General features: G+C 43.6%; 21 protein-coding genes. 18 read left to right on the top strand and 3 right to left on the bottom strand.

What is annotated here, in order from left to right:
* Positions 1-195: 195 nt before the first annotated feature.
* From ACFQ3J_RS03670 to ACFQ3J_RS03705, 8 genes are all read left to right on the top strand, one after another.
* On the top strand, positions 196-1,581 hold the full coding sequence (locus ACFQ3J_RS03670) for an amino acid permease (RefSeq protein ID WP_251581211.1): 1,386 nt from the start codon (positions 196-198) through the stop codon (positions 1,579-1,581).
* Positions 1,582-1,753: 172 nt separating this feature from the next.
* Complete coding sequence (locus ACFQ3J_RS03675; RefSeq protein WP_251581213.1) at positions 1,754-3,019, top strand: YCF48-related protein; 1,266 nt, start codon at positions 1,754-1,756, stop codon at positions 3,017-3,019.
* A 116-nt stretch (positions 3,020-3,135) separates the two neighbouring features.
* The gene (locus ACFQ3J_RS03680) at positions 3,136-3,528 is read left to right on the top strand and encodes a DUF2500 domain-containing protein (RefSeq protein WP_251581215.1); all 393 of its coding nucleotides are present in this window, start codon (positions 3,136-3,138) and stop codon (positions 3,526-3,528) included.
* A gap of 282 nt (positions 3,529-3,810) precedes the next feature.
* Complete coding sequence (locus ACFQ3J_RS03685; protein WP_251581217.1) at positions 3,811-4,560, top strand: SDR family NAD(P)-dependent oxidoreductase; 750 nt, start codon at positions 3,811-3,813, stop codon at positions 4,558-4,560.
* A 144-nt stretch (positions 4,561-4,704) separates the two neighbouring features.
* Positions 4,705-6,654, top strand: coding sequence for a hypothetical protein (locus tag ACFQ3J_RS03690; RefSeq protein ID WP_251581219.1), 1,950 nt, complete (start codon positions 4,705-4,707; stop codon positions 6,652-6,654).
* Positions 6,655-7,012: 358 nt separating this feature from the next.
* On the top strand, positions 7,013-7,435 hold the full coding sequence (locus tag ACFQ3J_RS03695) for a cell wall hydrolase (protein ID WP_091157521.1): 423 nt from the start codon (positions 7,013-7,015) through the stop codon (positions 7,433-7,435).
* Positions 7,436-7,473: 38 nt separating this feature from the next.
* A complete protein-coding gene (gerQ, locus tag ACFQ3J_RS03700; RefSeq protein WP_091157519.1) occupies positions 7,474-7,920 on the top strand; it encodes a spore coat protein GerQ in 447 nt (148 codons plus the stop codon).
* 460 nt (positions 7,921-8,380) lie between these two features.
* Positions 8,381-8,869 (top strand): DUF6147 family protein, encoded by a 489-nt coding sequence (locus ACFQ3J_RS03705; protein WP_251581221.1) that lies wholly within the window; start codon positions 8,381-8,383, stop codon positions 8,867-8,869.
* Positions 8,870-8,991: 122 nt separating this feature from the next.
* Here the strand turns inward: ACFQ3J_RS03705 and ACFQ3J_RS03710 are convergent, their stop codons facing one another.
* Positions 8,992-9,909 carry a DUF4367 domain-containing protein gene (locus ACFQ3J_RS03710; protein ID WP_251581224.1) on the bottom strand — a complete coding sequence of 306 codons (918 nt, stop codon included), beginning with the start codon at positions 9,907-9,909 and terminating at the stop codon, positions 8,992-8,994.
* The gene (locus ACFQ3J_RS03715; RefSeq protein ID WP_251581226.1) at positions 9,887-10,477 is read right to left on the bottom strand and encodes an RNA polymerase sigma factor; all 591 of its coding nucleotides are present in this window, start codon (positions 10,475-10,477) and stop codon (positions 9,887-9,889) included. The genes ACFQ3J_RS03710 and ACFQ3J_RS03715 overlap by 23 nt, the downstream gene beginning before the upstream one ends.
* A gap of 192 nt (positions 10,478-10,669) precedes the next feature.
* On the opposite strand from ACFQ3J_RS03715, the gene ACFQ3J_RS03720 reads away from it, so the two are divergent.
* Entirely contained in the window at positions 10,670-11,806 is a 1,137-nt protein-coding gene (locus ACFQ3J_RS03720) for a zinc-dependent alcohol dehydrogenase (protein ID WP_251581228.1), read from the top strand.
* A gap of 109 nt (positions 11,807-11,915) precedes the next feature.
* On the opposite strand, the gene ACFQ3J_RS03725 is transcribed toward ACFQ3J_RS03720, so the two are convergent.
* The gene (locus ACFQ3J_RS03725) at positions 11,916-13,148 is read right to left on the bottom strand and encodes an aminopeptidase (RefSeq protein ID WP_091157507.1); all 1,233 of its coding nucleotides are present in this window, start codon (positions 13,146-13,148) and stop codon (positions 11,916-11,918) included.
* 222 nt (positions 13,149-13,370) lie between these two features.
* Here ACFQ3J_RS03725 and ACFQ3J_RS03730 point away from each other — a divergent pair, with 222 nt between their 5' ends.
* The 9 genes from ACFQ3J_RS03730 (at position 13,371) to ACFQ3J_RS03770 (ending at position 22,637) form a co-directional block, all read left to right on the top strand.
* Positions 13,371-13,637, top strand: a complete 267-nt coding sequence (locus tag ACFQ3J_RS03730; RefSeq protein WP_244533205.1) for a hypothetical protein — start codon at positions 13,371-13,373, stop codon at positions 13,635-13,637.
* 196 nt (positions 13,638-13,833) lie between these two features.
* On the top strand, positions 13,834-14,640 hold the full coding sequence (locus tag ACFQ3J_RS03735) for an MBL fold metallo-hydrolase (protein WP_251581230.1): 807 nt from the start codon (positions 13,834-13,836) through the stop codon (positions 14,638-14,640).
* 298 nt (positions 14,641-14,938) lie between these two features.
* Complete coding sequence (locus ACFQ3J_RS03740) at positions 14,939-15,952, top strand: aldose 1-epimerase (RefSeq protein WP_251581232.1); 1,014 nt, start codon at positions 14,939-14,941, stop codon at positions 15,950-15,952.
* Positions 15,953-16,015: 63 nt separating this feature from the next.
* Entirely contained in the window at positions 16,016-17,404 is a 1,389-nt protein-coding gene (fumC, locus tag ACFQ3J_RS03745; RefSeq protein ID WP_091157500.1) for a class II fumarate hydratase, read from the top strand.
* 386 nt (positions 17,405-17,790) lie between these two features.
* A complete protein-coding gene (gene nikA / locus ACFQ3J_RS03750) occupies positions 17,791-19,290 on the top strand; it encodes a nickel ABC transporter substrate-binding protein (RefSeq protein WP_251581673.1) in 1,500 nt (499 codons plus the stop codon).
* Positions 19,291-20,235 (top strand): nickel ABC transporter permease, encoded by a 945-nt coding sequence (nikB, locus tag ACFQ3J_RS03755; protein WP_251581234.1) that lies wholly within the window; start codon positions 19,291-19,293, stop codon positions 20,233-20,235.
* Positions 20,235-21,080: a nickel transporter permease gene (nikC, locus tag ACFQ3J_RS03760; protein ID WP_091157493.1), complete on the top strand. Its 846-nt coding sequence runs from the start codon at positions 20,235-20,237 to the stop codon at positions 21,078-21,080. Before nikB ends, nikC begins: the two co-directional genes overlap by 1 nt.
* A gap of 1 nt (position 21,081) precedes the next feature.
* Positions 21,082-21,879, top strand: a complete 798-nt coding sequence (locus ACFQ3J_RS03765) for an ABC transporter ATP-binding protein (RefSeq protein WP_251581236.1) — start codon at positions 21,082-21,084, stop codon at positions 21,877-21,879.
* Entirely contained in the window at positions 21,876-22,637 is a 762-nt protein-coding gene (locus ACFQ3J_RS03770) for an ABC transporter ATP-binding protein (protein WP_091157487.1), read from the top strand. The genes ACFQ3J_RS03765 and ACFQ3J_RS03770 overlap by 4 nt, the downstream gene beginning before the upstream one ends.
* Positions 22,638-22,665: the final 28 nt, after the last annotated feature.

Consider the following 22,665-nt stretch of genomic DNA (forward strand, 5'->3'; position numbering starts at 1 on the left):
TTTTCGCAGGTAATACCAACCAACTTTTTTCTTGTTTCCGGGTAAAATTCTAGCTAGGGGCAATCTGTTAGCAAGGCATGAGCCAAATGATTCTAATTCGATGATTAAAGTTGACAACCCATACTAACTTTCACATAATAATTGTTTGTGCTCAATTGCACTAAAGCGTTGCAACATTCATCTAGGAGTGAGTTTATGGATTTATTTCGCAAGAAGCATTTTGACCTGAACAAGGGAACAGGCCTCAAGAAGACGCTTGGGGCGCTGGATCTCATATCGCTTGGGGTCGGTGCAATTATTGGTACCGGTATTTTTGTAATTACCGGACAAGCAGCTGCAGAACATGCTGGACCCGCACTAATGATATCCTTCGTTATTGCGGCCATCGTCTGTATTCTGGCAGCGTTGTGTTATTCTGAACTGGCTTCCACGGTTACAGTATCCGGAAGTGCCTATGCTTACAGCTATGCTGCATTCGGCGAAGTGATCGGATGGTTAATGGGCTGGACACTGGTATTAGAGTATGGTGTTGCTGCCGCATCGGTGGCAAGCGGTTGGTCTGCGTATGTACAAGGGCTGCTGGAAGGCTTCGGTATACATCTTCCTACCGCTATATCTGGTGCTTTTAATTTGTCGCAGGGACAAATCATAGATTTGCCGGCCGTTCTCATCATATTGGCTATTTGTTTATTACTCACCCAGGGAGCGAGAGAAACGGCAAGATTTAATGCAATGATGGTCATCGTCAAAATTGCAGTCATCATCATTTTCATTCTGGTCGGTGCATTTTATGTTAAGCCCGACAATTGGACTCCATACATGCCATTTGGTTTTACAGGGGTGATGAGCGGAGCGGCAGTTGTGTTTTTTGCCTATATTGGATTCGATGCGGTGGCCACAGCAGCAGAAGAAGTCAAAAACCCGCAGCGTAATCTCCCCATTGGCATCATTGGATCTCTTATTGTATGTATGATTATGTATTCACTTGTCGCCGTTGTCCTGACGGGGATGGTACCTTTTACGAATCTTGGGGTTGCAGATCCTGTAGCTTTTGCACTCCGCTTTGTAGGACAAGACTTTGTGGCAGGGCTTATTTCGGTTGGAGCGATCGTCGGAATTACAACGGTGCTGCTCGTTCTTTTGTTTAGTCAGACCAGGCTCTTGTTCGCGATTTCCCGGGATGGACTGCTGCCCAAGTTCTTATCCAAAGTAGATGAGAAAAGACACACCCCTGTCCGCAGTACATGGATGGTTGGTATCATTATTGCACTGCTGTGTGGATTGCTGCCGCTGGAGCAGCTTGCCAGCTTGACAATTATTGGAACACTGTTCGCTTTTGCCGTCGTATCATTAGGTGTTATTGGTCTGCGCAAGTCCAGGCCAGATCTTAAACGAGGATTTTCTGTGCCATGGGTGCCGTTTCTTCCTTTGCTGAGTGCAGCATTCTGTGTGCTGCTGATGCTTCAGCTGGACGGCTCAACTTGGGGTGGATTTGCCGTGTGGATTCTCATCGGTCTATGTATTTATTTCTTCTATGGATACCGTCACAGTGAGCTTGGAGACAAGCAAACCAGGAAGTAGTAACTTGAATAGGAAAATAAACATTCGCCCTTCTGGTTAATATCAGAAGGGCGAATGTTGTTACAGAATAAACAGGAACAGGTAACAGTTTTGACTCTCCTTCAAAACAAAGTATGCTATAATGTCTAACTTAGAGGACAGCCCTTAACAAGGCACAAAGAGGTGGAATAGCATGCGAGAAACGACAAAGCGGGCTCTAGCATGTATACTCATGCTCACTCTGGCGCTTACGGCTTGTACATCTTCGGAACCCGAGGAGGCTCAGCCTGTAGTTGTAAAGGAAGAGCAGCTGGAGGATGGCCAGACGATTACGCTTATTGAACCGAGCAATTATGAAGTAGCTGAAGTGAACAAGTATCAAATTCAGACACGATTAACGGACTTTCAATTAATCCATGGTTATGGCGGTCTAGCTTGGGGAGTAACGAGAAGCGAACTGCGTTTATACTATACCCGTGACAATGGGGAGACGTGGACTAACATTTCTCCATCATCTAATGTAAAATTTGCGACAAATCCGGTTTATGGAGAAGATATATTTTTCCTTGACGGCATGAATGGCTGGATTGTGCGTTCCGGGACTGACGGAACCGACAATGTGGTACTACGCACGAGTGACGGCGGTGAGAGCTGGATGATATCTTCGCTAGAGGAAACTCAGAAGGTAACCGCGCTTCATTTTGCCTCGGCCAAAGAAGGGTTCTTAATGACAAGTGACAATGCGGGTACCGGCAAAGAGGAGAAAAAAATATTCTCGACGCTGGATGGCGGGATGAATTGGTCTGAAGTGATGACTAGCTCACCGCTTCAACAAACGGATCACGCAATACCTCTTCGCGGATATGCCGAGGGTATGCAGTTCATGAGTGGTGATCGTGGTGTCGTATCCGTACTTGAGCTTGGTGCTCCAAAGATCTATTTAACCAAGAATGCAGGGAAGGCCTGGTCTATTAACGAGTCCTATTTCAACAGGTCATCAGCTTTGTACGAATCCTGTTCTTCTTATTCTCTAGGCGAAATAGAGAGTTTGAATACAGATCATCAGCAGATGTATCTTCCACTAGGCTGTGCGGAAGGCAGCGGTGTACAGTACAGCGGTTTGTTTACGACAGATGGAGGCTCCGTTTGGGAGCATATCCAGTTTAACCTGCCTTCACAGAGCGGTGTGAACAAGGATTTGTATCCTACTTTTCTCAGTGAGTCTGAAGGCTGGGCACTGCAGGGGTCTTATGTTTATCATACGATAAATCAAGGTGAGGATTGGGACGTATTGCCTGTAAGTGAAGTTTTATCAGAGAAGCTTGTAGATTATCCAGAGGTTGTCAAGCTGCAGTTCGTAAGCCCTAAAGTGGGATGGGTGCTGCTTGAGAATGCAAGTGAGAAAAAATCGATATTAATGCAGACAATGGATGGCGGGACAAGCTGGAATGTCCTTTAAAATTAATCCCATGAAGTATTTCTTCCCCTAACTGACAAGTTGACCGCCCTACAGCATATACATAAACAAGTAGTCGGTTATTTACAGACAATAATCAGAGGACGGGAGGAGACGGCATGGGATTTGAATCTTTCTGGATGTTTGATTTTTTCGGAACGGTATTCCCGGCAGTATTTGTCGTGATTCTCGGTATTATCGCATTGACCCTGGGAAAAGAGCTCCTTGCATGGGGACGGAACAATAAGCAGCCGGTATTGACTGTCCCTTCACGGATTACAGGAAGAAGGATTCAGGTATCGCAGCAGAGTCAAAACGAGGGGCAGAGTACTCGAACGATCTACTTTATTACGTTTGAAGTGGACAGCGGAGATCGGATTGAGTTCAAGGTCGGTGGAGATGAATATGGTCTTTGCTCTGAAGGCGATGAGGGCCAGCTTACTTTTCAAGGAACTAGATATCTTGGATTTAAGCGCTATAACAGGGTATATACCGAACGTGTTCGAGGGTAGAATTTGATTAATCATCCGTCCATTCAATGGGCGGTTTTTGTTTTCGGTTCCTAGTTGAGTTAAACCGTTTCAAACAAGACGTAGTCGATTAATTATTTTTGTTGGGGGAATCAATTTCATAATACCTTTAGCTGCTTAAATCATGTGTGTATATAGTTTTAAATTCACCATTTTAATGATTTATGAAATTGATTCGGATTTATGCAATGTAATAACCTCAATTGTGTAGTATAAAGACATTAGAGTAAAATTGCTCAATCTATAGTCGTAAGGAGAGGTATCATGAAATTCAAAGACTATGTTGTCATCGTCACAGGCGCAGCGCAAGGTATTGGTAAAGGTATAGCCGAAGCGTACGCTGAGCAAGGAGCTAAGGTTGTCCTTACCGATCACAACGAGGAAAAAGGAGCTGCTACAGCCGCTGCCATTCGTCAAAAGGGTGAAACTGCCATATTTATCGCCTGTGATGTTAGGTCTGAAGAAGCAATTGTACATTTAATGAATACTGTCGTGGAGGATTACGGGAGAATCGATATCCTCATTAATAATGCGGGTTATGGTATTTGGAAGTCTCCGCTTGAATTGTCTCTTAATGAATGGGATGACGTCATGAATACCAATGCCCGCAGCTGTTTCTTAACAACAAGAGAAGCGGCAAAATATATGGGAGATAATGAACACGGCGGAGCTGTAGTTAATATGGCCTCAACGAGAGCAACGATGTCCGAGCCGAACTCTGAAGCCTATGCTGCTTCCAAAGGAGCAATTGTTGCACTTACTCATGCGATGGCTGTTTCTCTTGCAGATAAACGGATTCGGGTCAATAGTATCAGTCCAGGATGGATTGAAACAGGGGACTATAGTGAACTTAGAGAAATAGATCATGTGCAGCATCCATCGGGAAGAGTCGGCAAGCCAGAGGATATTGCAAGAGCTTGTTTGTATTTAACGGCACCAGACAATGATTTTGTAACGGGGGAGAACCTGGTCATTGATGGCGGCATGACAAGAAAAATGATATATGAGCCCTAAACCTGGGACTGTAATTGAATAATCAGGCATAAGACTGAATACAGAAGAATGAGTCCAAGTTGAGCACCTGGGCTCATTCTTTTACTATTGTCCACTGCTATAATAACGTTGGTTCAAAAAAGAGAGGAGAATTGGAGGGAGGATATGAAACGCAATCATTCCCGCGGTTTGTTATGGTTTGTCTTATTCATAAGTGTTATATTAATGACCGCTTTTGAATCGACAAATCCATCCACGCGGGCAACGGCAACATGGTTATGGCAGGCAGAGACCATCGCAGATGGCGGCCAAGAAGTACTTGAATATGCCGACAATCAAAATATTGATCATATTTACTTAAGAATTGATATGAATCAGCCAGAGGAAATGTACCAGACTTTCGTACGAAACGCCCAGGAGCAAGGAATCAAGGTTGATGCACTCGCCGGCCATCCTTATTGGGCGACAGAAGGTGGAAGAGAACGGCTGCTTCAATTTGCTAACTGGGTTGTTGATTACAATGCTGTATCTGAGGAATCGGAACGATTTGCAGGTATTCATCTGGATATCGAACCGTATGTTCTGAATGGTTGGGACGAGGATAGCGAGTCAATAATTCAGTCCTATCTATCTAATCTTGAGCTGTTTTTGGACGTTGTTAATCAGGATGCTTCCCTTATCAGGGCCATTGATTTGCCTTTTTGGTATGACCAATATGAAGTACCAGAAACAGATATGCCGCTAATTCAATGGTTCATGAACGAGTTTGATCAAATCACTTTAATGGCTTATCGTGATAAAGCAACAGGTGACGACAGCATTTCTCATGTGATTGAGGAAGAGATGGAATGGTCGGAATCGTATGACGCGAAGATCGTAGTTGCTGTTAACACGAAACCGATGCCAGGAGAAGAGTACACCTCCTTCGCAGGCAAGTCACCAGAAGAAATGGAAGCCGTACTTAACGAGGTGTCTATATCTCTGCAGGAATACCGCAATTTTGCAGGCGTAGCGGTGCATGATTATGTGTACTGGTCCAACCTTAGCGAAAACGGTACAGAACCAGAGCCAACACCGGATCCAGAACCAACGCCAGAACCAGAGCCAACGCCGGATCCAGAGCCAACACCGGATCCAGAACCAACGCCAGAACCAGAGCCAACACCGGATCCAGAGCCAACGCCAGAACCAGAGCCAACACCGGATCCAGAGCCAACGCCAGAACCAGAGCCAACACCGGATCCAGAGCCAACGCCGGATCCAGAGCCAACGCCGGATCCAGAGCCAACACCGGATCCAGAGCCAACGCCAGAACCTGGCTCCATTCGGGGGACGTACATCTGGCAAGCAGAGCAAGTGATTCATGACAGTGAGCGCGTTCTACAATTTGTAGATGAGAAGAATGTGAATTATTTGTATGTAAGACTTGATTTGGAGCAGCCGTTTGAGCTGTATCGGAATTTCGTAAGTCAGGCAGCAGCCATGGGTATCGAGGTCCATGCAATGGGTGGTCACCCAATATGGGGCCTTGAAGAAAACCGACCACGTATTACCCGGTTAATCAATTATGTAAAGGAATATAATCAACATGCTTCGGAGCTCGAGAAATTCCATGGAATCCATGTTGATGTAGAGCCGTATACCAATGAAGCATGGCATATTGACCGTGACCGTGTACTTACAGAATGGGCTGCCAATATGGAGTATTTCGCACGCGAGACCAAAAAGAATTCTGATCTGGAGACGAGTGCCGATCTCGCTGTATGGCTTGACGCATATGAGCTTCCAGGGAAGAATATGACGGTAAGTGAATGGATGATTCGAACACTTGATCATGTTTCACTAATGGCCTTCCGTGACACAGCAGAGGGATCAAACGGAATTGCAGCAGTAGTGGCACAAGAAATGGAGATTGCAGACCGTTTAGGTAAGCCGCTTCTCGTCTCTGTTGAGATGAAACAAAGCCATGAAGGCGATCATATTACCTTCTACGAAGAAGGAGAAGCTTACATGGAAGAAGAGCTAGCTAAATTACCGGATTTGCTTGCTAACTATGCTGCTTACCAAGGTTATGTTGTCCATTCCTATGATTACTGGATTACTGCTAATCCGTAACGCAAGAGTTGAACAGCATGACAGTAATTAGAGAGTTGCCCAAACCAGGGCGGCTCTTTTTTTATCCATAGATGATTATACATAATTAGGATTCATAAAAAGAGACAATTCTGTTACACCATTTAACTAGAAATTTTATGTGGAGGATGAGATGAGCTGGACGAATATTCGTACTTCTTTTGGAAGCATGCTGATATGGGAAAGAGGTTCTACATATCCTGTATATCGCTGATTGATGCGAATACAGGATATTTTTGTATTTTTTTTGTAGAGAAGTGTCACGAACTGGGTGAATGCACAATAGGATATATGGTATTAGGCATGAGGCTAACGACATATAAGGGAGGTGGGAACGTATTTGGCGGTTATTAAAGCAAATTCTGAGGATGTAAAAGTGCTTGCAAGACTTATGAGAGCCGAAGCAGAGGAAGATGGAGAGACCGGGATGCTTCTGGTAGGTAACGTGGGTGTCAACCGGATCCTCGGCGGATGTCTTGATTTTCGTAACATTCGCTCCGTCAACGATATGGTATTTCAATCACCAGGCGGCTTTGAGGCAGTTCAAAAAGGATACTTTTATCAAGCGGCAAGAGAGTCCGAACTTCGCTTGGCCAGACGTGTAATTAACGGCGAAAAAATATGGCCTGCAAGCAATGCTCTCTGGTTCTTCAGACCAGCTGGTGCATGTCCGGCAACTTGGTATAATCAACAGAATACCGGAAGATACCGTGCACACTGTTTCTTCAGCCCATCTGGGGCAGATTGTCCAGCGGTTTTTTAGCTCTAAGCTGTACACCTTATTATTAGGGAGGTATTTAAATGTTTAACCAACCATATCAGCCTGTATCGTATAGGATCGGAAATTCAGGGCCTGCAAATGCACCGAGAAATATGCAAGGGATGCAGGGGGGAATGACTGTTGTTCCGCCGGAAGTTTCCAGCGGAAGTGTAATGACTCCGAATGGTACGGTCATTCAACAAAATATTCCGTTTACAGAACAATCTTTTGTTGAAAATATACTTAGATTGAATCTTGGGAAATTTGGTACTTTCTATGCGACATATGAAGGTAACAGAGAGTGGAACGCTAAAATTTTCCAAGGCATTCTTGAAGCGGCAGGCCGCGACCACATTATTATCAGTGATCCTAATACTGGTCAACGGATCATCATTCTGATGGTTAATTTTGATTATGCCACATTCGATGAGCCGCTGAATTATGAATATCCGTATGCACCAACAGCGCCTCGTGGAGGAAGACGGTAATAAGGGTTACTCAAAATAAGAAATAAGGAATAGTCTTTGATTATCCAGGGAGTTAAGAAGTCTGGATATCAAAGACTATTTTTTTGCCATTAAATCATTCGGAGCAGCATATATATCAGCATATCGGGAAACGGGACCCTTAATTGCAGCTGACAAAGCTAAATATCATACCAGTTGTCAGCTTGGCATGTTTTTTGCCCGTTATTGGACCGAATAATCTCCACAACAATAATAGTTGGAGGGAGCAGATATCTAATAAGACGATGGACTCCAATTCGTATCTTATTCGAATCACAATAAATATAAATCACGTTCTTTAACCCTACAGAAGTCCTCTATAGCAGGATTATTCATGTAGGATTTTTTTGGTGTTTTATTTTCTTGAAACTATGTAACCTTATGGCGATATACTCCGTACTATTTGTTAGATTTATCTACAATTACATATTGAGGAAAGGTGATGTCAATGTTTAAAGCTAAGAAGAATCAAAGAATCAGAATGCTGTTCCCTCTAATGCTGGTTTTCTCCCTATTTGCGGCCAGCTTCGCAGGTGCTGAAGAACTGCTTGAACCAGGAGCATTAACATCGAAGCCGCCTGAAGAAACAAGCTTAATTGCTCCACTTGCAACGTATAATTATATTACGAGTTTCTATTCAAGTGCTTCAAAGAGCGGTAACGGGATCTTGGTCTCGGGAAATACACGTGCAAATCTTGCTGCTGACTTTATTAGTGTGGATGTTACACTTCAGAAGTGGACTGGTTCAATCTGGACGGATGTTAGGATTATTACGAATTCAGCATATAACTCAAGCGGTGTTGATAAAAGCTTAACCGTTAGTAATCTTGAAAAAGGTTATTATTACAGAACAACTTCAACGCATACCGTAAGAATGGACGGGACGGTCGAAAAGGCAATTTTCAATTCATCATCCCAATTATTTGATTAGGCTGAGAATTAGAGGTTTTCAACTGAGTGCGTCATTGTTGAATTTCATTTAACAACTGATTTATAACTATGCTTAAGCGTGAAAAAGGTGTCTATACAGAAATGTAAGACACCTTTTTCGTATTACTGTTTCATTTGAAAGTGGTTCGTTTGTTGAATAGAATCAGCAATAAATATTAAGTTATCCTTAGAAATGGAGCCAGAGATCGTCACGAGTATTAGATTTTTTCTAAAAATGAGTTGATCGAAATTTCCATTCTCGTAATATACGGCATAAGATCCATCTTTGAGCTGTATTTCCTCAGGAACTCCACTGAATGCAGGGGATTGTTCAGTAAAACCCGGATTCTCTGAGAACATCTTATTAAAATTGACGGTGACTTTTCGTTCATTGCTCTCGTAGAACTCGATCTTAATTTCATCGGATTTGTAAGAATTTTCGGGATATACTGGATTCTCTTCATCTAGAAGCAGATAATGCTTGATGTTAGTCGGAGTAAAAGGAACCTCGAACTTATTTACGACAAATGTGGTATTGTTCAATGCTTTTTCCTCCGGTACCTCCACAAAAAACAAAGTGTGGTCTGAAGAAATCAAAAATTTATCTAATTTTGAAGACTCCTCATTTTCCTTGTAGTCTGGATTGCTCAAAATATCTGGAGGTGGAGGAGTTAGTGCACCAGAGTAATCCTGTTCAGGTCCCTCAAAAACAAGAATAAAATCATCGCCGATCTGCTGCAGCTTTTGAATAATCGTGCCAGCATAGGTTCCAATTGGAATACTGAATATGGTTGCGCCAATCGTAATGGAAGCAGCGATAACACCTACAAGCTGCCAACGTTTGATTCTTTCCTTGCGTCTCTTTATATTCTGAACCTCATGATTGACCTTGTCCCAAGATGCTGCCATCGCTTCCTTGTTCACCGATGTGGAGGCAGCTGCAGCATTCTCGAAAGCGAGGTCAAAGGCCTCTTCAAACTCTCGTTCATAGGCTTCGTCAAATTGCTCATCGAGCCAATCATCTGACTTTTCTTTGTTCATGTGCTGCACCCCACTCTCTATGCAACAATTTTTTGATACGTTCTCTGGCGCGGAAGAGACGCTGCTTAATTATATCTTCACTCGTGTCCAGCAGTTCAGCCATTTCACGATAGCTGAGTCCTTCCTTCCACCGTAATTCGATCAGAGATCTGTATTCGGGCTTGAGCTGATCCATATAGTGCTCTATGGATTCCTGCATCAGCTTCGTTTCCACTACGGATTCTATAGAAGCTGACGTCTGCTGCACAGCTTCTACATCTAAGAAAACACTGTCAGTGTCCAGTTGGTTACGATATTTTTTATTTTTTCTTAAATAATTGATTGCCGTGTTTTTGGTAACGACTTTGAGCCATGCTTTCAGCTTGGCTTCATTTTCAAATTCGGGCTTCTTTTTAATAATTTTGATGAATGCTTCCTGAATAATGTCCTCAGCGGCGGAGTGATCCTTCAACATATATACGATAAATCCGTACATCATCTGATAGTATTCATAGTAGATCTCTCTCTGCAGGGATTCGCCTAGATCATTATAGTCCGCAGCCAACAGCAGTTGGATCCGGTCTGACATAAATATCCCCTCTCTATCATGAAGCTTCTCTATTTTTGGACAATCATTCCATTATTTTACTATAATTTGAAAGTTTACTCCATAATTTTGAACGTTTCTATTGACATTGGACCCATTCCATAAAAAATCTCATGATTCTGATAGTTAATCTAGTCATGTGGTTAAAGTATGCGAGAAAGGAGTGATTTTTAAATGAAAGCTTTAACATATCAAGGTAAACAGAAGGTAAAAGTGAAAGAGGTCGCTGATCCAGCCTTGCAGGACAATAATGATATCATTATACGTGTCACTTCCAGTGCGATATGCGGATCCGATCTGCATATTTATAATGGGCTGATTCCTGGTATGCATGAAGATTATGTGATCGGGCATGAGCCCATGGGGATCGTCGAAGAAGTTGCCAAAGGCGTAACCCATGTCAAAAAAGGTGACCGTGTCATCGTACCGTTTAACGTATCCTGTGGTGAATGCTTCTTCTGTAAGCATGAAATGGAAAGTCAATGTGACCATGCCAATGATACAAAGGATAGTGGTGGTTACTTAGGGTATTCGGATACTTATGGAGGCTATCAGGGAGGTCAAGCGGAATACCTCAGAGTGCCATATGGTAATTTTATGCCCTTTGTTATTCCAGAAGACGCTGAATTGGAAGATGACAAATTGTTGTTCTTATCCGATATTCTCCCGACGGCCTATTGGGGCGTCAAGAATGCCGGAGTGAAGCCTGGCGATACGGTGATCGTGCTCGGCTGTGGTCCTGTGGGCCTCCTCACTCATAAATTTGCTTGGCAGGCGGGTGCCAAACGAGTCATTGCTGTCGATCATTTGAATTATCGTCTTGATCATGCCAAGCGGACGAATCAGGTTGAGACTTATAATTTTGAAGAAATTAAGGGCTTTGAAGGATATATGAAAGAAATTACGCATGGCGGGGCCGATGTCGTCATTGATTGTGTCGGTATGGATGCCAAGAGAACAGCTGTAGAAAAGGTGGAGACAGCACTGATGCTGCAAGGCGGGTCACTCGGTGCGTTCAGAACTGCATCCGAGGTTGTACGCAAGTTTGGTACGATTCAATTAATCGGTGTATATGGGGCCAATTACAATATGTTCCCACTCGGTCATTTGTTCGAACGAAATGTAGTGCTGAAGATGGGACAGGCACCGGTGATTCACCTGATTCCAGAGCTGTACGCACAGATTAAGTCAGGCAAAATTGACCCGACTGATATCATAACGCATCAGATGAGATTAGAAGAAGCGGAGCGGGCTTACGAGGTATTCAATAATAAGGAAGAAAACTGCATGAAGGTTATTCTCAAGCCTTGACCGAGCAGAAGCTTGATCGTACGACCCTGAACTGAACGGCAATTCCTAACATTGAACACAATCAAGAGCCCAGGTCTTAGGACCTGAGCTCTTTGATGTATTTATTCGATTAAAACGCCCAATTTCCTTTGAGGAAGATCGGTTCTTCCTTTCCGTCAGCTGTGATGCCATAAATGTCCATCTCACCAGAGCCAATCATGAAATCCACATGAGTTAGGCTGGTATTCAGTCCGGCAGCAGCAATTTGCTCCTGATCCATTTCTTTGCCGCCTTCGAGACAGAAGGCATACGCGCTTCCGATTGCAAGGTGATTACTCGCATTCTCGTCAAACAAGGTATTGTAGAACAGAATGTTCGTGTCCGAGATCGGAGATTTATGCGGTACAAGTGCGACTTCACCAAGGTAGTGAGAGCCTTCATCAATCTCTACCAGGTTTTGCAGTGCTTCAAGTCCTTCTTCGGCAGTTACGTTAACGATTCTTCCGTTCTCGAATGTGAGGGAGAACTTATCGATCAGGTTGCCCCCATAACTGAGTGGTTTGGTGCTGGATACAGTACCATTAACACCGGTCTTGAGCGGTGCAGTGAATACTTCTTCTGTCGGCATATTCGCTACAAAAGTAAAGCCCTTCTCATTGATACTGTCGCCTTGAGCCCAGAGATGTCCTTCCGGAAGCTCAATCGTAAGATCCGTACCCGGCGCTTTGTAGTGCAGCTTCTTATATTTCTTCTCGTTAAGGGTTTTAGACTTGCTCTCAAGTGTGGAGAGATGTGACTGCCAAGCAGCTACCGGATCGGCTTCGCCAATACGCACGGTTTGGAAGATAGCGTCCCATAACAGCGATACTTGTTCTTCTTGTGGAGCATCAGGGAACACTTTAGCTGCCCATTCTGGAGAAGGTACGGCAACGAGACACCAGCTGAATTTGTCAGCCTGCTGATAAGCGCGGTACTTGGCCATGGCTTTGCCGCGGGCTTTTTGAGAGGCGACGATTCGTTCCTGCTTGACTCCCTTTAGCAGGTCTGGATTTTCAGACAAGATATGTAACACGGCTGCGCCTTGCTCAACGAGCTCTGTCATCTCTCCGGCATACCATTTCGGCTCTTTCGAGAATACTTCATCAGCAGCAAGATCGTACTGCATCCGGGTAATCTGCTCATCATTCCATTGGACCTTGACCAGGGCCGCTCCGGCATCATAGGCTTCCTTGACGATCAGACGAACGAAATCCTTGGATTCGACCGGGGCATGAACGATCAGGGTTTGGCCTGGCTGAATGTTGATGCCAACTTCTACAGTAAGCTCAGCATAAGCTTTTAATTTGTGTGCAAAATCATTCATTTAATAATCCTCCAATACACGCTTGTACATACACAGCGCAATAATAATTTACCTATGGTAAAAAAGATGGGTGAAACGCATACCCAGTTTAACGTAAACGGGTTGCTTTCGTATATCTATTTTATTATTGTACAATATACGTGGTATTCATGAAAAAAACCATCAAAAATTTCATTAACAAGCTAAATTCAAAAATAGCAGTCTAATAAGGAGAGAAGAAAAGTGAGTTATAAAGTAATCAGAGCCTCTATGGGTAAGAATGAGGATAACGAATGGCTGGGCAGTACAGTATTTACTATGGATGAGAGTCCAGTGGAATATGAAATTTCTTTCTACAGCAAGAAAGGGAAGGACTGGGATTACAGTCTTCATTTTGCCGGAGAGCCTGGAGAAGAAGAGGAATTTATGAAGCTGGATGCCAGAATTGAAGAAGACGATAATCTGTTCGACGATTTGCTGGATGCGGCGATTGATACGATTCCAGAGTAAGAGAACTCATCAGCCTTATCATATTTTAAGTCTTGGTCAGTTAGTACTTGGTCTATTCCTATGACATGCTGACTATATTTAATAAGGTGAGTTCTCTGTTGTCTAACCATGTATACCTGAAGAAGGCTTGGGGTACTCTATAATCTGGTTACATAAAGGAGCGCATTCCAATATATTAATGGGAGGTATCCGTCATATGGAATCTGACAATCTGATTACTGAGGGCAAGACGGCACTGGAAGAGGTTGCACCCGATATATTGAGTTTGCGCACGTTATTTGTCAATATCTTGTTTGTAGGCTTGCCGGGTGCTAGACAATGGGTACTGATTGATACAGGTCTTGCAGGCTTTGCGAGCGACATTATCCATATTGCTGAGGAGCGGTTTATGGGGCCGCCGACGGCGATCATCTTGACGCATGGCCATTTTGACCACGTAGGCAATGTTATAGAACTGGTGCAGCATTGGGGAGCTCCTGTGTATGCCCACCCTATGGAACTTCCCTTTCTGACCGGAGTAAGTGATTATCCTCCTGCGGACCCGTCAGCGAGCGGAGGACTCCTTGCCAAGCTTTCTTTTGCATATCCGAATGAAGCCATTCATCTGGACGATCGGGTGGCTGAGCTGCCCACAGATCATTCCATTCCCGGAGCGCCGGATTGGCGCTGGATTCATACGCCAGGACATTCACCGGGACATGTTTCGTTGTTTCGAGACTTGGATCATGCTCTTATTGCAGGGGATGCAGTCATTACCGTTCAGCAAGAGTCACTATGGCATGTATTGTTTCAGGATAAAGAACTGAATGGACCCCCTACTTATTTCACAACGGATTGGGATCAAGCGAAACGCTCTGTAGAGAGCTTGACCAGACTACAGCCGGATCTGCTCGTTACGGGTCATGGTCATGTAATGAAAGGCGCCCAAATGAGTGATCAGCTCGAAAGGCTGGCCCGTAACTTTGAGATTCAGGCTGTGCCTAAACACGGGAGATATGTGTAACAGGAAGAGCTGATTGATTTAATAAATGATGAGAATAGCTTTAGCGAAGATTGTGGCCTCGATATATGTGGGGCTGCAATCTTTTTTTCGTTTGGAGCCGATGGATTGTTCTTTTTAGAATTTATGCAAATTCTCGTGCGTATAGATGCGGCTGCTCTTCTGTCCACGATAGAATTTTTTTGAATAACATGGTATATTCGTTCAGTAGGTAAACCAATTTCAAGTTATGAAATTGATTCAGGGAACTAGTTCAATACTAGATATGAAAGCGCTACATAATAGGAGGAATGATGAGAGAATGGCATTAGAACAAATTTATTCCGCAATTGAAGGCGTGTATGGTGGGCTAGCTGCAATCAAGCTGAAGCACGGTCCATATGAAGCTGCGCTCATTCCAGAAATCGGAGGCAATCTCGTCTCTTTTCGAGATGTAGAGCGTAATCATCAATATCTCAGAGAGCCCGGGGAAGATCATGTGGAGGAATTGAAAGCGAATCCTGGCATTTATGGTATCCCTGTACTATTCCCGCCGAATCGATATGAGGACGGAAAATTTCCATGGAACGGTGAGGTATATCAGCTTCCCGTAAATGAAGAAGCGACGGGGAATCATCTGCATGGATTTTTGCACTACATCCCTTGGAATGTAGTCAGTTATGGTGCGAATGATCAGGAGAGTTATGTCATTGTTGAACAGGTGGTTAGAGAGGGACATGAGTACTATCAATACCTCCCGTTTGAATATACGATTCGTTTACGCTATACACTGAGCAGAGCAGGTCTTCAGCAGCAGATTACGATTCAAAATGAAGGTCAGACATCCATGCCGGGTCTTCTTGCATTCCATACAGCCATTAATGCGCCGTTTGAACCGAACAGCACAGCGGCCGATTATATAGCCAAAGCTACCATTGGTCAGCGAGTAGAGCTGAATGAACGCAATCTTCCTACAGGCAGCACACAGCCGTTGACCGACGATGAAGTGCTGCTGAAGACGGAAGGAGTCAGCCCTTATTTTGCATCGATGGACAACCACTACACCGTAGAACCTCAGAACGGACGCAATTACATGGAGCTGACGAATAGGAAGTCCGGAACCAAGCTCGTTTATGATGTAGGCACGTCTTACAAGCACTGGATGATCTGGAACAACAATGCGTGTGAGCAGTTCTTCTGTCCTGAACCTCAAATGAACCTGGTTAATGCTCCCAATGTATCAGGACGCTCTGCAGAGGAGATTGGACTTGTTTCACTTAAACCGGGAGAGATCTTTGAGGAGACAAGCCGTCTGTATATTGTGAATCCAAAGTAACGCCCGATTTATATGTCAAGATGATAAAACATCCTATATCATATGCCTAAGGAGGAGTTGCAAGTGGAATATCGCATTGAGAAAGACACATTGGGTGAAATGAAGGTGCCTGCTGACCGATTATGGGGCGCACAAACGCAGCGCAGCAAGGAGAACTTTCCGATCGGGCAAGAGAAGATGCCAATAGAAGTGATCCGGGCTTTTGCCATATTGAAAAAAAGTGCGGCTGAGAGCAACTTGAAGCTTGGTAAATTGTCTGAAGACAAAGCAGCGGCGATTCGTTATGCAGCGGATGAGATTCTTGCGGGGCGCATTGATGATCATTTCCCATTGGTTGTGTGGCAGACCGGAAGCGGTACACAATCCAACATGAACACAAACGAAGTGATTGCCAATCTGGGTAATAAGTGGCTTGCTGAGCAGGGCAAAGAGGAAAGGCTTCATCCGAATGACCATGTGAATATGTCTCAGAGCTCTAATGACACGTTCCCAACAGCACTACACGTCGCAGGTGTATTGGCAGTGGAAGATCAGCTCCTTCCTGCCATCTCCGTGCTTAAAGAAACATTCCGCAATAAAGCAGAACAGTTTCAGGACATTATCAAGATAGGCCGAACTCATTTGCAGGATGCAACTCCAATAACATTAGGTCAAGAAATAAGCGGCTGGGAAGCGATGCTGGCAAAGAGCGAGCGAATGATCAAGACCAGTGTTGAATCCATGAAAGAGCTGGCCATCGGCGGAACAGCTGTTGGTACGGGTATTAATGCTCATCCTAAATTCGGTGAAATGACAGCTGCCGAAATAAGCAGCATTACGGGTAAAGATTTTGTCTCAGCTCCGAATAAATTCCATGCCCTGACGAGTCATGATGAAGTCGTATATACTCATGGTGCAGTTAAGGCTTTAGCGGCTGATCTGATGAAGATTGCTAATGATGTTCGCTGGCTTGCGAGCGGTCCGCGCAGTGGGCTTGGTGAAATTACGATTCCTGAGAATGAGCCGGGCAGCTCGATCATGCCAGGTAAAGTGAACCCGACACAGAGCGAAGCGCTGACCATGGTTGTAACTCAGGTTATGGGGAATGATGCGGCAATTGGTTTTGCTGCAAGCCAAGGAAATTTTGAGCTGAATGTATTTAAGCCGGTCATTATCTATAATTTCTTGCAGTCTGTTCAATTGCTGGCAGACTCGATTATTGCATTCAATGACAAATGTGCAATCGGAATCGAACCGAACCGTTCACAGATTGAACATAATCTGAATAACTCACTAATGCTGGTGACCGCGCTTAATCCACATATCGGATATGAGAACGCGGCGAGCATTGCCAAGCTGGCGCATAAGAAAGGCCTCTCCTTAAAGGAAGCAGCTCTGGAAACAGGACTGCTGACAGAAGAACAGTTCGAGGAGTATGTCGTTCCAGCCAAAATGATCGCACCAAAAGCATAATCATTGATATCATCGAACCAAAGCCAGAGAATTGTTCTCTGGCTTTTTTTGCATGGGAACAGGAGAAGAATTAGAAAATAGTAATTGACAAATCGTAAAGATTACGATAAATTAATTTCTGTTGTTCGTAATAGTTACGAAATGGCATAACACGAACTGCTACAGATACAATGCATTAATAAGGAGGTATCTTACGCAGTCACCTCTTATACATAACGCACGATCTGTTCAATAGGATAGTAGGTCAATAAGCGTGCTGCAGTTCCCAATTATAATACCGATACTAAAAGGAGAATCATTCTATGAAACCGAAACAGAGCAATTTGAATCATCTGAATTCTAATAAATACAAAACTAATACAAGAACTTACCTTCTTAAGATAAGTATGTTGTTAATATGTATTTGTTTGATCAGTGCTTGTTCTTCACCCTCACAAAGCAGCAGCGAGGGAGACAAACATCTCCATTTTCTATACAATTTTTCAACGAACTCGTTAGATCCTCATGTGGATTCAAGCTACGTTCCTTTAAGAGCGGGAATCACAGAAACTCTAGTGCGTCTTGATGAAGAAAATCTGACTGTTGCTCCCTGGCTTGCTGAAAGCTGGGAAGGCGAGGATGGTCAGCATTGGACAATTAAGCTAAGAGAAAATATTAAGTTTCACAATGGTAATCCAATGGATGCAGCAGCAGTGAAGGCTTCCCTTGAGCGGGCAATGAATGAAAATGTTGCAATACAGAATGCACTTAAAATAGATACAATCAAAGCTGAAGGATACCTACTCGAGATTACAACCAAAGAGCCATTCCCAGAGTTTGTATCTGAACTAGTAAATCCTAATGTCTCGATCATTGATGTAACAGAGACAGATTTTATTAACAATCCTGTAGGAACCGGCCCATTTGTATTACAATCCTTTGCTCCAGGCAGCAAGCTTGAGCTAGAGCGCTTTGAGGGTTATTGGGATGGTGCTTCAAAGCTAGATTCTGTTACGTTTTCGTTTAATGAGGATGCTAATGCCAGAACACTAGCTTTGCAATCCGGTCAAGTTGATATTGTGTATCGTCCGGAGACGGAGAGTTTAGAATCACTTGAGGCTCAGGGTGGAATTAAAGTTGAGTCTACTGCAACATTCCGTGTTCATCAGATGACAATGAATATGGAGCGAGAGAGTCTTCAGGATATCAATGTGCGACGTGCCGTAGATGCCCTGATTAATCGCCAAAAGCTTGTCGATAGTATTCTATTAGGTCATGCAGAACCAGCCGTGGGCCCATTTTTACCGTCACTGCCTTTTGCCCCAACCTACGAACCAAGTGAAACGGGAGCAGAAATTGCGGTCGAGCATTTGAAAAAAGCGGGATATTCTCTCGTTGATGGTGTTATGCAAAAAGACGGTGAACCGCTTAAATTCACCCTGCTAACCTATAGTGCAAGAGCTGACTTGCCGTTAATAGCTCAAGTGTTTCAATCTGACGCCAAACAAATAGGAATTGAGGTTGAAATTCGTCAAATCGATGTTCCTGAGGAATATATGGCTTCAAACCGAGATTGGGATCTTGCGACATATAGTAATCTTACAGCCCCTCGGGGGGACGCTGGGTACTATCTAAATGCAACCTATCATCCTACTGGCGCCCTCAACTTTAGCGGTACTGAGGAGCCTGAGCTGACGGCTATTATTGATGAACTTAACCGAACGGTCAATCAGGAAGAACGTGCGGCATTGGCAGAGCAAGCTGCTGACTATGTCCACGAGAATGTGATAAATTCGTTTGTACTGCACCCTTCGACGATCGTTGCCTACAACGAAGATAAAGTGAAAAATTGGGTGACTACTCGGAGTGAATACTACATGATTACAAACAAGTTGGATGTGAATTAAATGCTTCGAATTCTAGCTCGAAAATTATCCGAGATATTATTCTTTTTATTATTTATTACATTTATCAGCTTTTTATTTATTCGGCTTGCACCTGGCGATCCGGTACTCACCATCCTTAATGTGGATGAATTATCTGTAAGCCAGGAGCAGGTTGACGCTTTACGAGAGGAAATGGGATTTAATGAACCGCTGCTTGTTCAATACGGACAATGGCTGCTTAATTTCATACAGCTTGATTTCGGCAACTCCTATATTACCGGTCAACCCGTAATGGAGGTCATTCTAACCGGTGTTCCGGCAACACTAGAATTAGCTGTTGGAGCCTTGATTGTAATGCTGATTGTTGCCATTCCTCTGGGTTCTCTATCGGCACTTTACCGGAATAGCTGGATTGACCATTTAAGTCGGGTTCTCTCCATTCTTGGAGCAGCCGTTCCTAGTTTTTGGTTGGGTCTCATCTTCATTGATTTGTTTGGTGTACGTCTTCACTGGCTTCCGACCATGGGAAGAGACGGCTGGATCACTCTGATCCTGCCTTCTCTAACTCTCGGTCTAGCTATCTCTAGCGTATATGTACGCCTGCTTCGTTCGAGCTTGCTAGAGTCGCTCAGCCAGGATTTTATCCGTGCAGCAAGAGGGCGTGGATTGTCGGAGCAGAGAATATTTTTTATGCATGCATTTCGCCATAGTCTCCCTCCAGTCATCACTTTTTTCGGAGTTAGTCTCGGAAGTCTGATTGGCGGAGTTGTCGTTATTGAAGTATTATTTGCCTATCCAGGGGTTGGTAAGCTTGTTGTGGATGCGATACGTCAGCGTGATTATCCCTTAATTCAAGGTTACATTTTAATTATGGCGGTCACTGTATTTATTGTGAATACATTCGTGGATTTATCTTATCGTTATTTAAATCCTGAAATGAAGCTTAAAGAAAGGGAGACTTACTAATGAAAGGCTTGACTCTACAATTGCCAAGATCTAAAAAGCGTGTGTGGCAAGGGGGAGTAGCAATAGTGAGCTTACTCCTCATCCTTTTTCTTACCATCTATGCTTTCTTATTCTTACGGCATGATCCTACATTAACCAACCTGGATCAGCGTCTACAGGGAATGAGTCTACAGCATCCATTTGGTACAGATCAGCTTGGCAGGGATGTTCTTACCCGGATATTACTAGGTGCTCAGCAAACGATTGGATTCAGCCTCCTCGCATTATTGGTTTCCCTTTTGATCGGAATTCCTTTTGGACTTATTTCAGGATTTAAACGTGGAATGGTTGATCGTATTTTTATGCGGATAGCTGATGGATTTCTAGCTTTACCAGACACGATTGTCGCTATTGTCCTTAGTGGATTGCTCGGCGCAGGCATTAACAACCTTGTTCTTGCAATTGTTATGGTAAAATGGGTAAGCTACGCTCGCCTCGTAAGAAGTACAGTATTATCCGAGTCTCAAAAAGATTATATTCTCATTGCTAAAACGAATGGGCTGTCATCATCCAAAATCATGCGTAAGCATCTGTTCCCTCACATTGTGGGACATGTTCTCGTCCTTGCTAGTCTTGATTTGGGTAAGATCATTTTGCTTATTTCTGCTTTTTCTTATATCGGACTCGGAGCTCAGCCTCCTATTCCGGAATGGGGAGCTATGTTAAATGATTCACGGCCTTATTTCCAATCCAAACCAGAGCTTATGCTGTTTCCTGGTTTATCGATTGTACTTGCGGTACTGCTAACCAATATGCTCGGCGACTATTTGCGCGACTATTTTGACGTGAAGAAAGAGGTGGGATAATATGCTTTCGATTAAGCAAGTTTCAGTAAGCAGCAAAGAAAAGAAGCTTGTCGATCATGTATCCCTTTCTATCCGTGAGGGGGAATGGTTTGCACTAGTTGGTCAAAGCGGGAGTGGAAAAACTTTGCTCTCTCATGCAATTGGTCGAATGCTTCCGGCTAACTTGCAGGTACATGGGAATATTCATTTTAAACAACAGGATCTTATGTCTTTGACAAATAGAGAGATGAGATCCCTTCGGGGTAAGAAAATATCATATATTTTTCAAGATTATCAAGGCTCCTTCACTCCATTTAGAACCATCGGGCAGCACTTTGAAGAATATCAGAAGATTCATGGAATTTCAGATGCATCCACTCGGCTGAATAACACCTTGGAAGCACTAAATTCTGTTGGTTTAAATGGTTCTCTCTTGAAGCGATATCCATTTCAATTAAGCGGTGGGCAGCTTCAACGTGTATCTATTGCAACGGCACTTCTGCTGTCACCAGATTTAATTATTGCGGATGAAATTACTACGGCACTTGATAGTATCTCTGGACATAAAATTCTTGAGTTGCTGGCAAGACGACAAAAAGAGATCGGATTCGCCATACTATTTATTACACACGATTGGCGTCATGTCAGACGATATGCGAACCATCTAGCTGTGATGAAGGAAGGGCAGATCATTGAATCAGGTAAGAAAGACCAGATCCTTTTTGAACCACAGCATGCATATACTAAAGAACTAATCAAGGCCGCTCCGACACTTCAGCGCAGCGTTTCTAATCACTTGCAGGAGGGGGTCATCATATGAAGCTGCTTACTGTTAAACAATTAACTAAATCTTATGAGGGAGAAAAAACGGCAGTAGACAACATCTCTTTTGAGCTGAATCAAGGGGAATGTTTAGGCTTGGTTGGTGAAAGCGGTTGTGGTAAAAGTACGCTTGCCCGTTGTTTGCTTCGAATTGAACCAATCAGCGATGGTTCAATCTATTTCAAGGATGAAGCTATTGAGAATCTTAATGAACGCAAGCTGCAGCCTTTTCGGCAAAAGATGCAGATCGTTTTTCAAAACCCTTCTGCTGCTTTGAATCCAAAAATAAAAGTAAAAGATTCGCTAATAGATCCTTACGAGCAATATCATAAAAAGCTTAATCTTCAGCATTTTACCTATACTTCTAAGGAAGCCTATGTTAAGCAGCTTCTCGAAGCAGTCGAATTACCTGAGAAGCTTGCCAATCAGTATCCGCATGAATTGAGTGGCGGACAGCGTCAGCGTGTGACCATTGCACGTGCCATAAGTATCGAACCGGAGTTGATTGTATTAGATGAACCTACCGCAAGTCTTGATGTCATCTCTCAAGGTGCGGTTCTTTCTTTATTGACAGAACTCCGCCAGACCTTAAATCTGTCTTACCTATTTATCTCTCACGATTTAGCTGCTGTGGCCCAAATGAGTCAACGTATTATGGTAATGAGAGAAGGGAAAATTGTTGATCATTTCGGTCTTGATCGGTTGTTCTCTGAGGAACGACATGACTATACTAAAGAGCTGATTTCAATTTTTTAAGGTCTTTTATGTGTAAAGGAGGAAGACA

Source organism: Paenibacillus provencensis (assembly GCF_042678545.1).
In the GTDB taxonomy this organism is placed as follows: domain Bacteria; phylum Bacillota; class Bacilli; order Paenibacillales; family Paenibacillaceae; genus Paenibacillus; species Paenibacillus provencensis.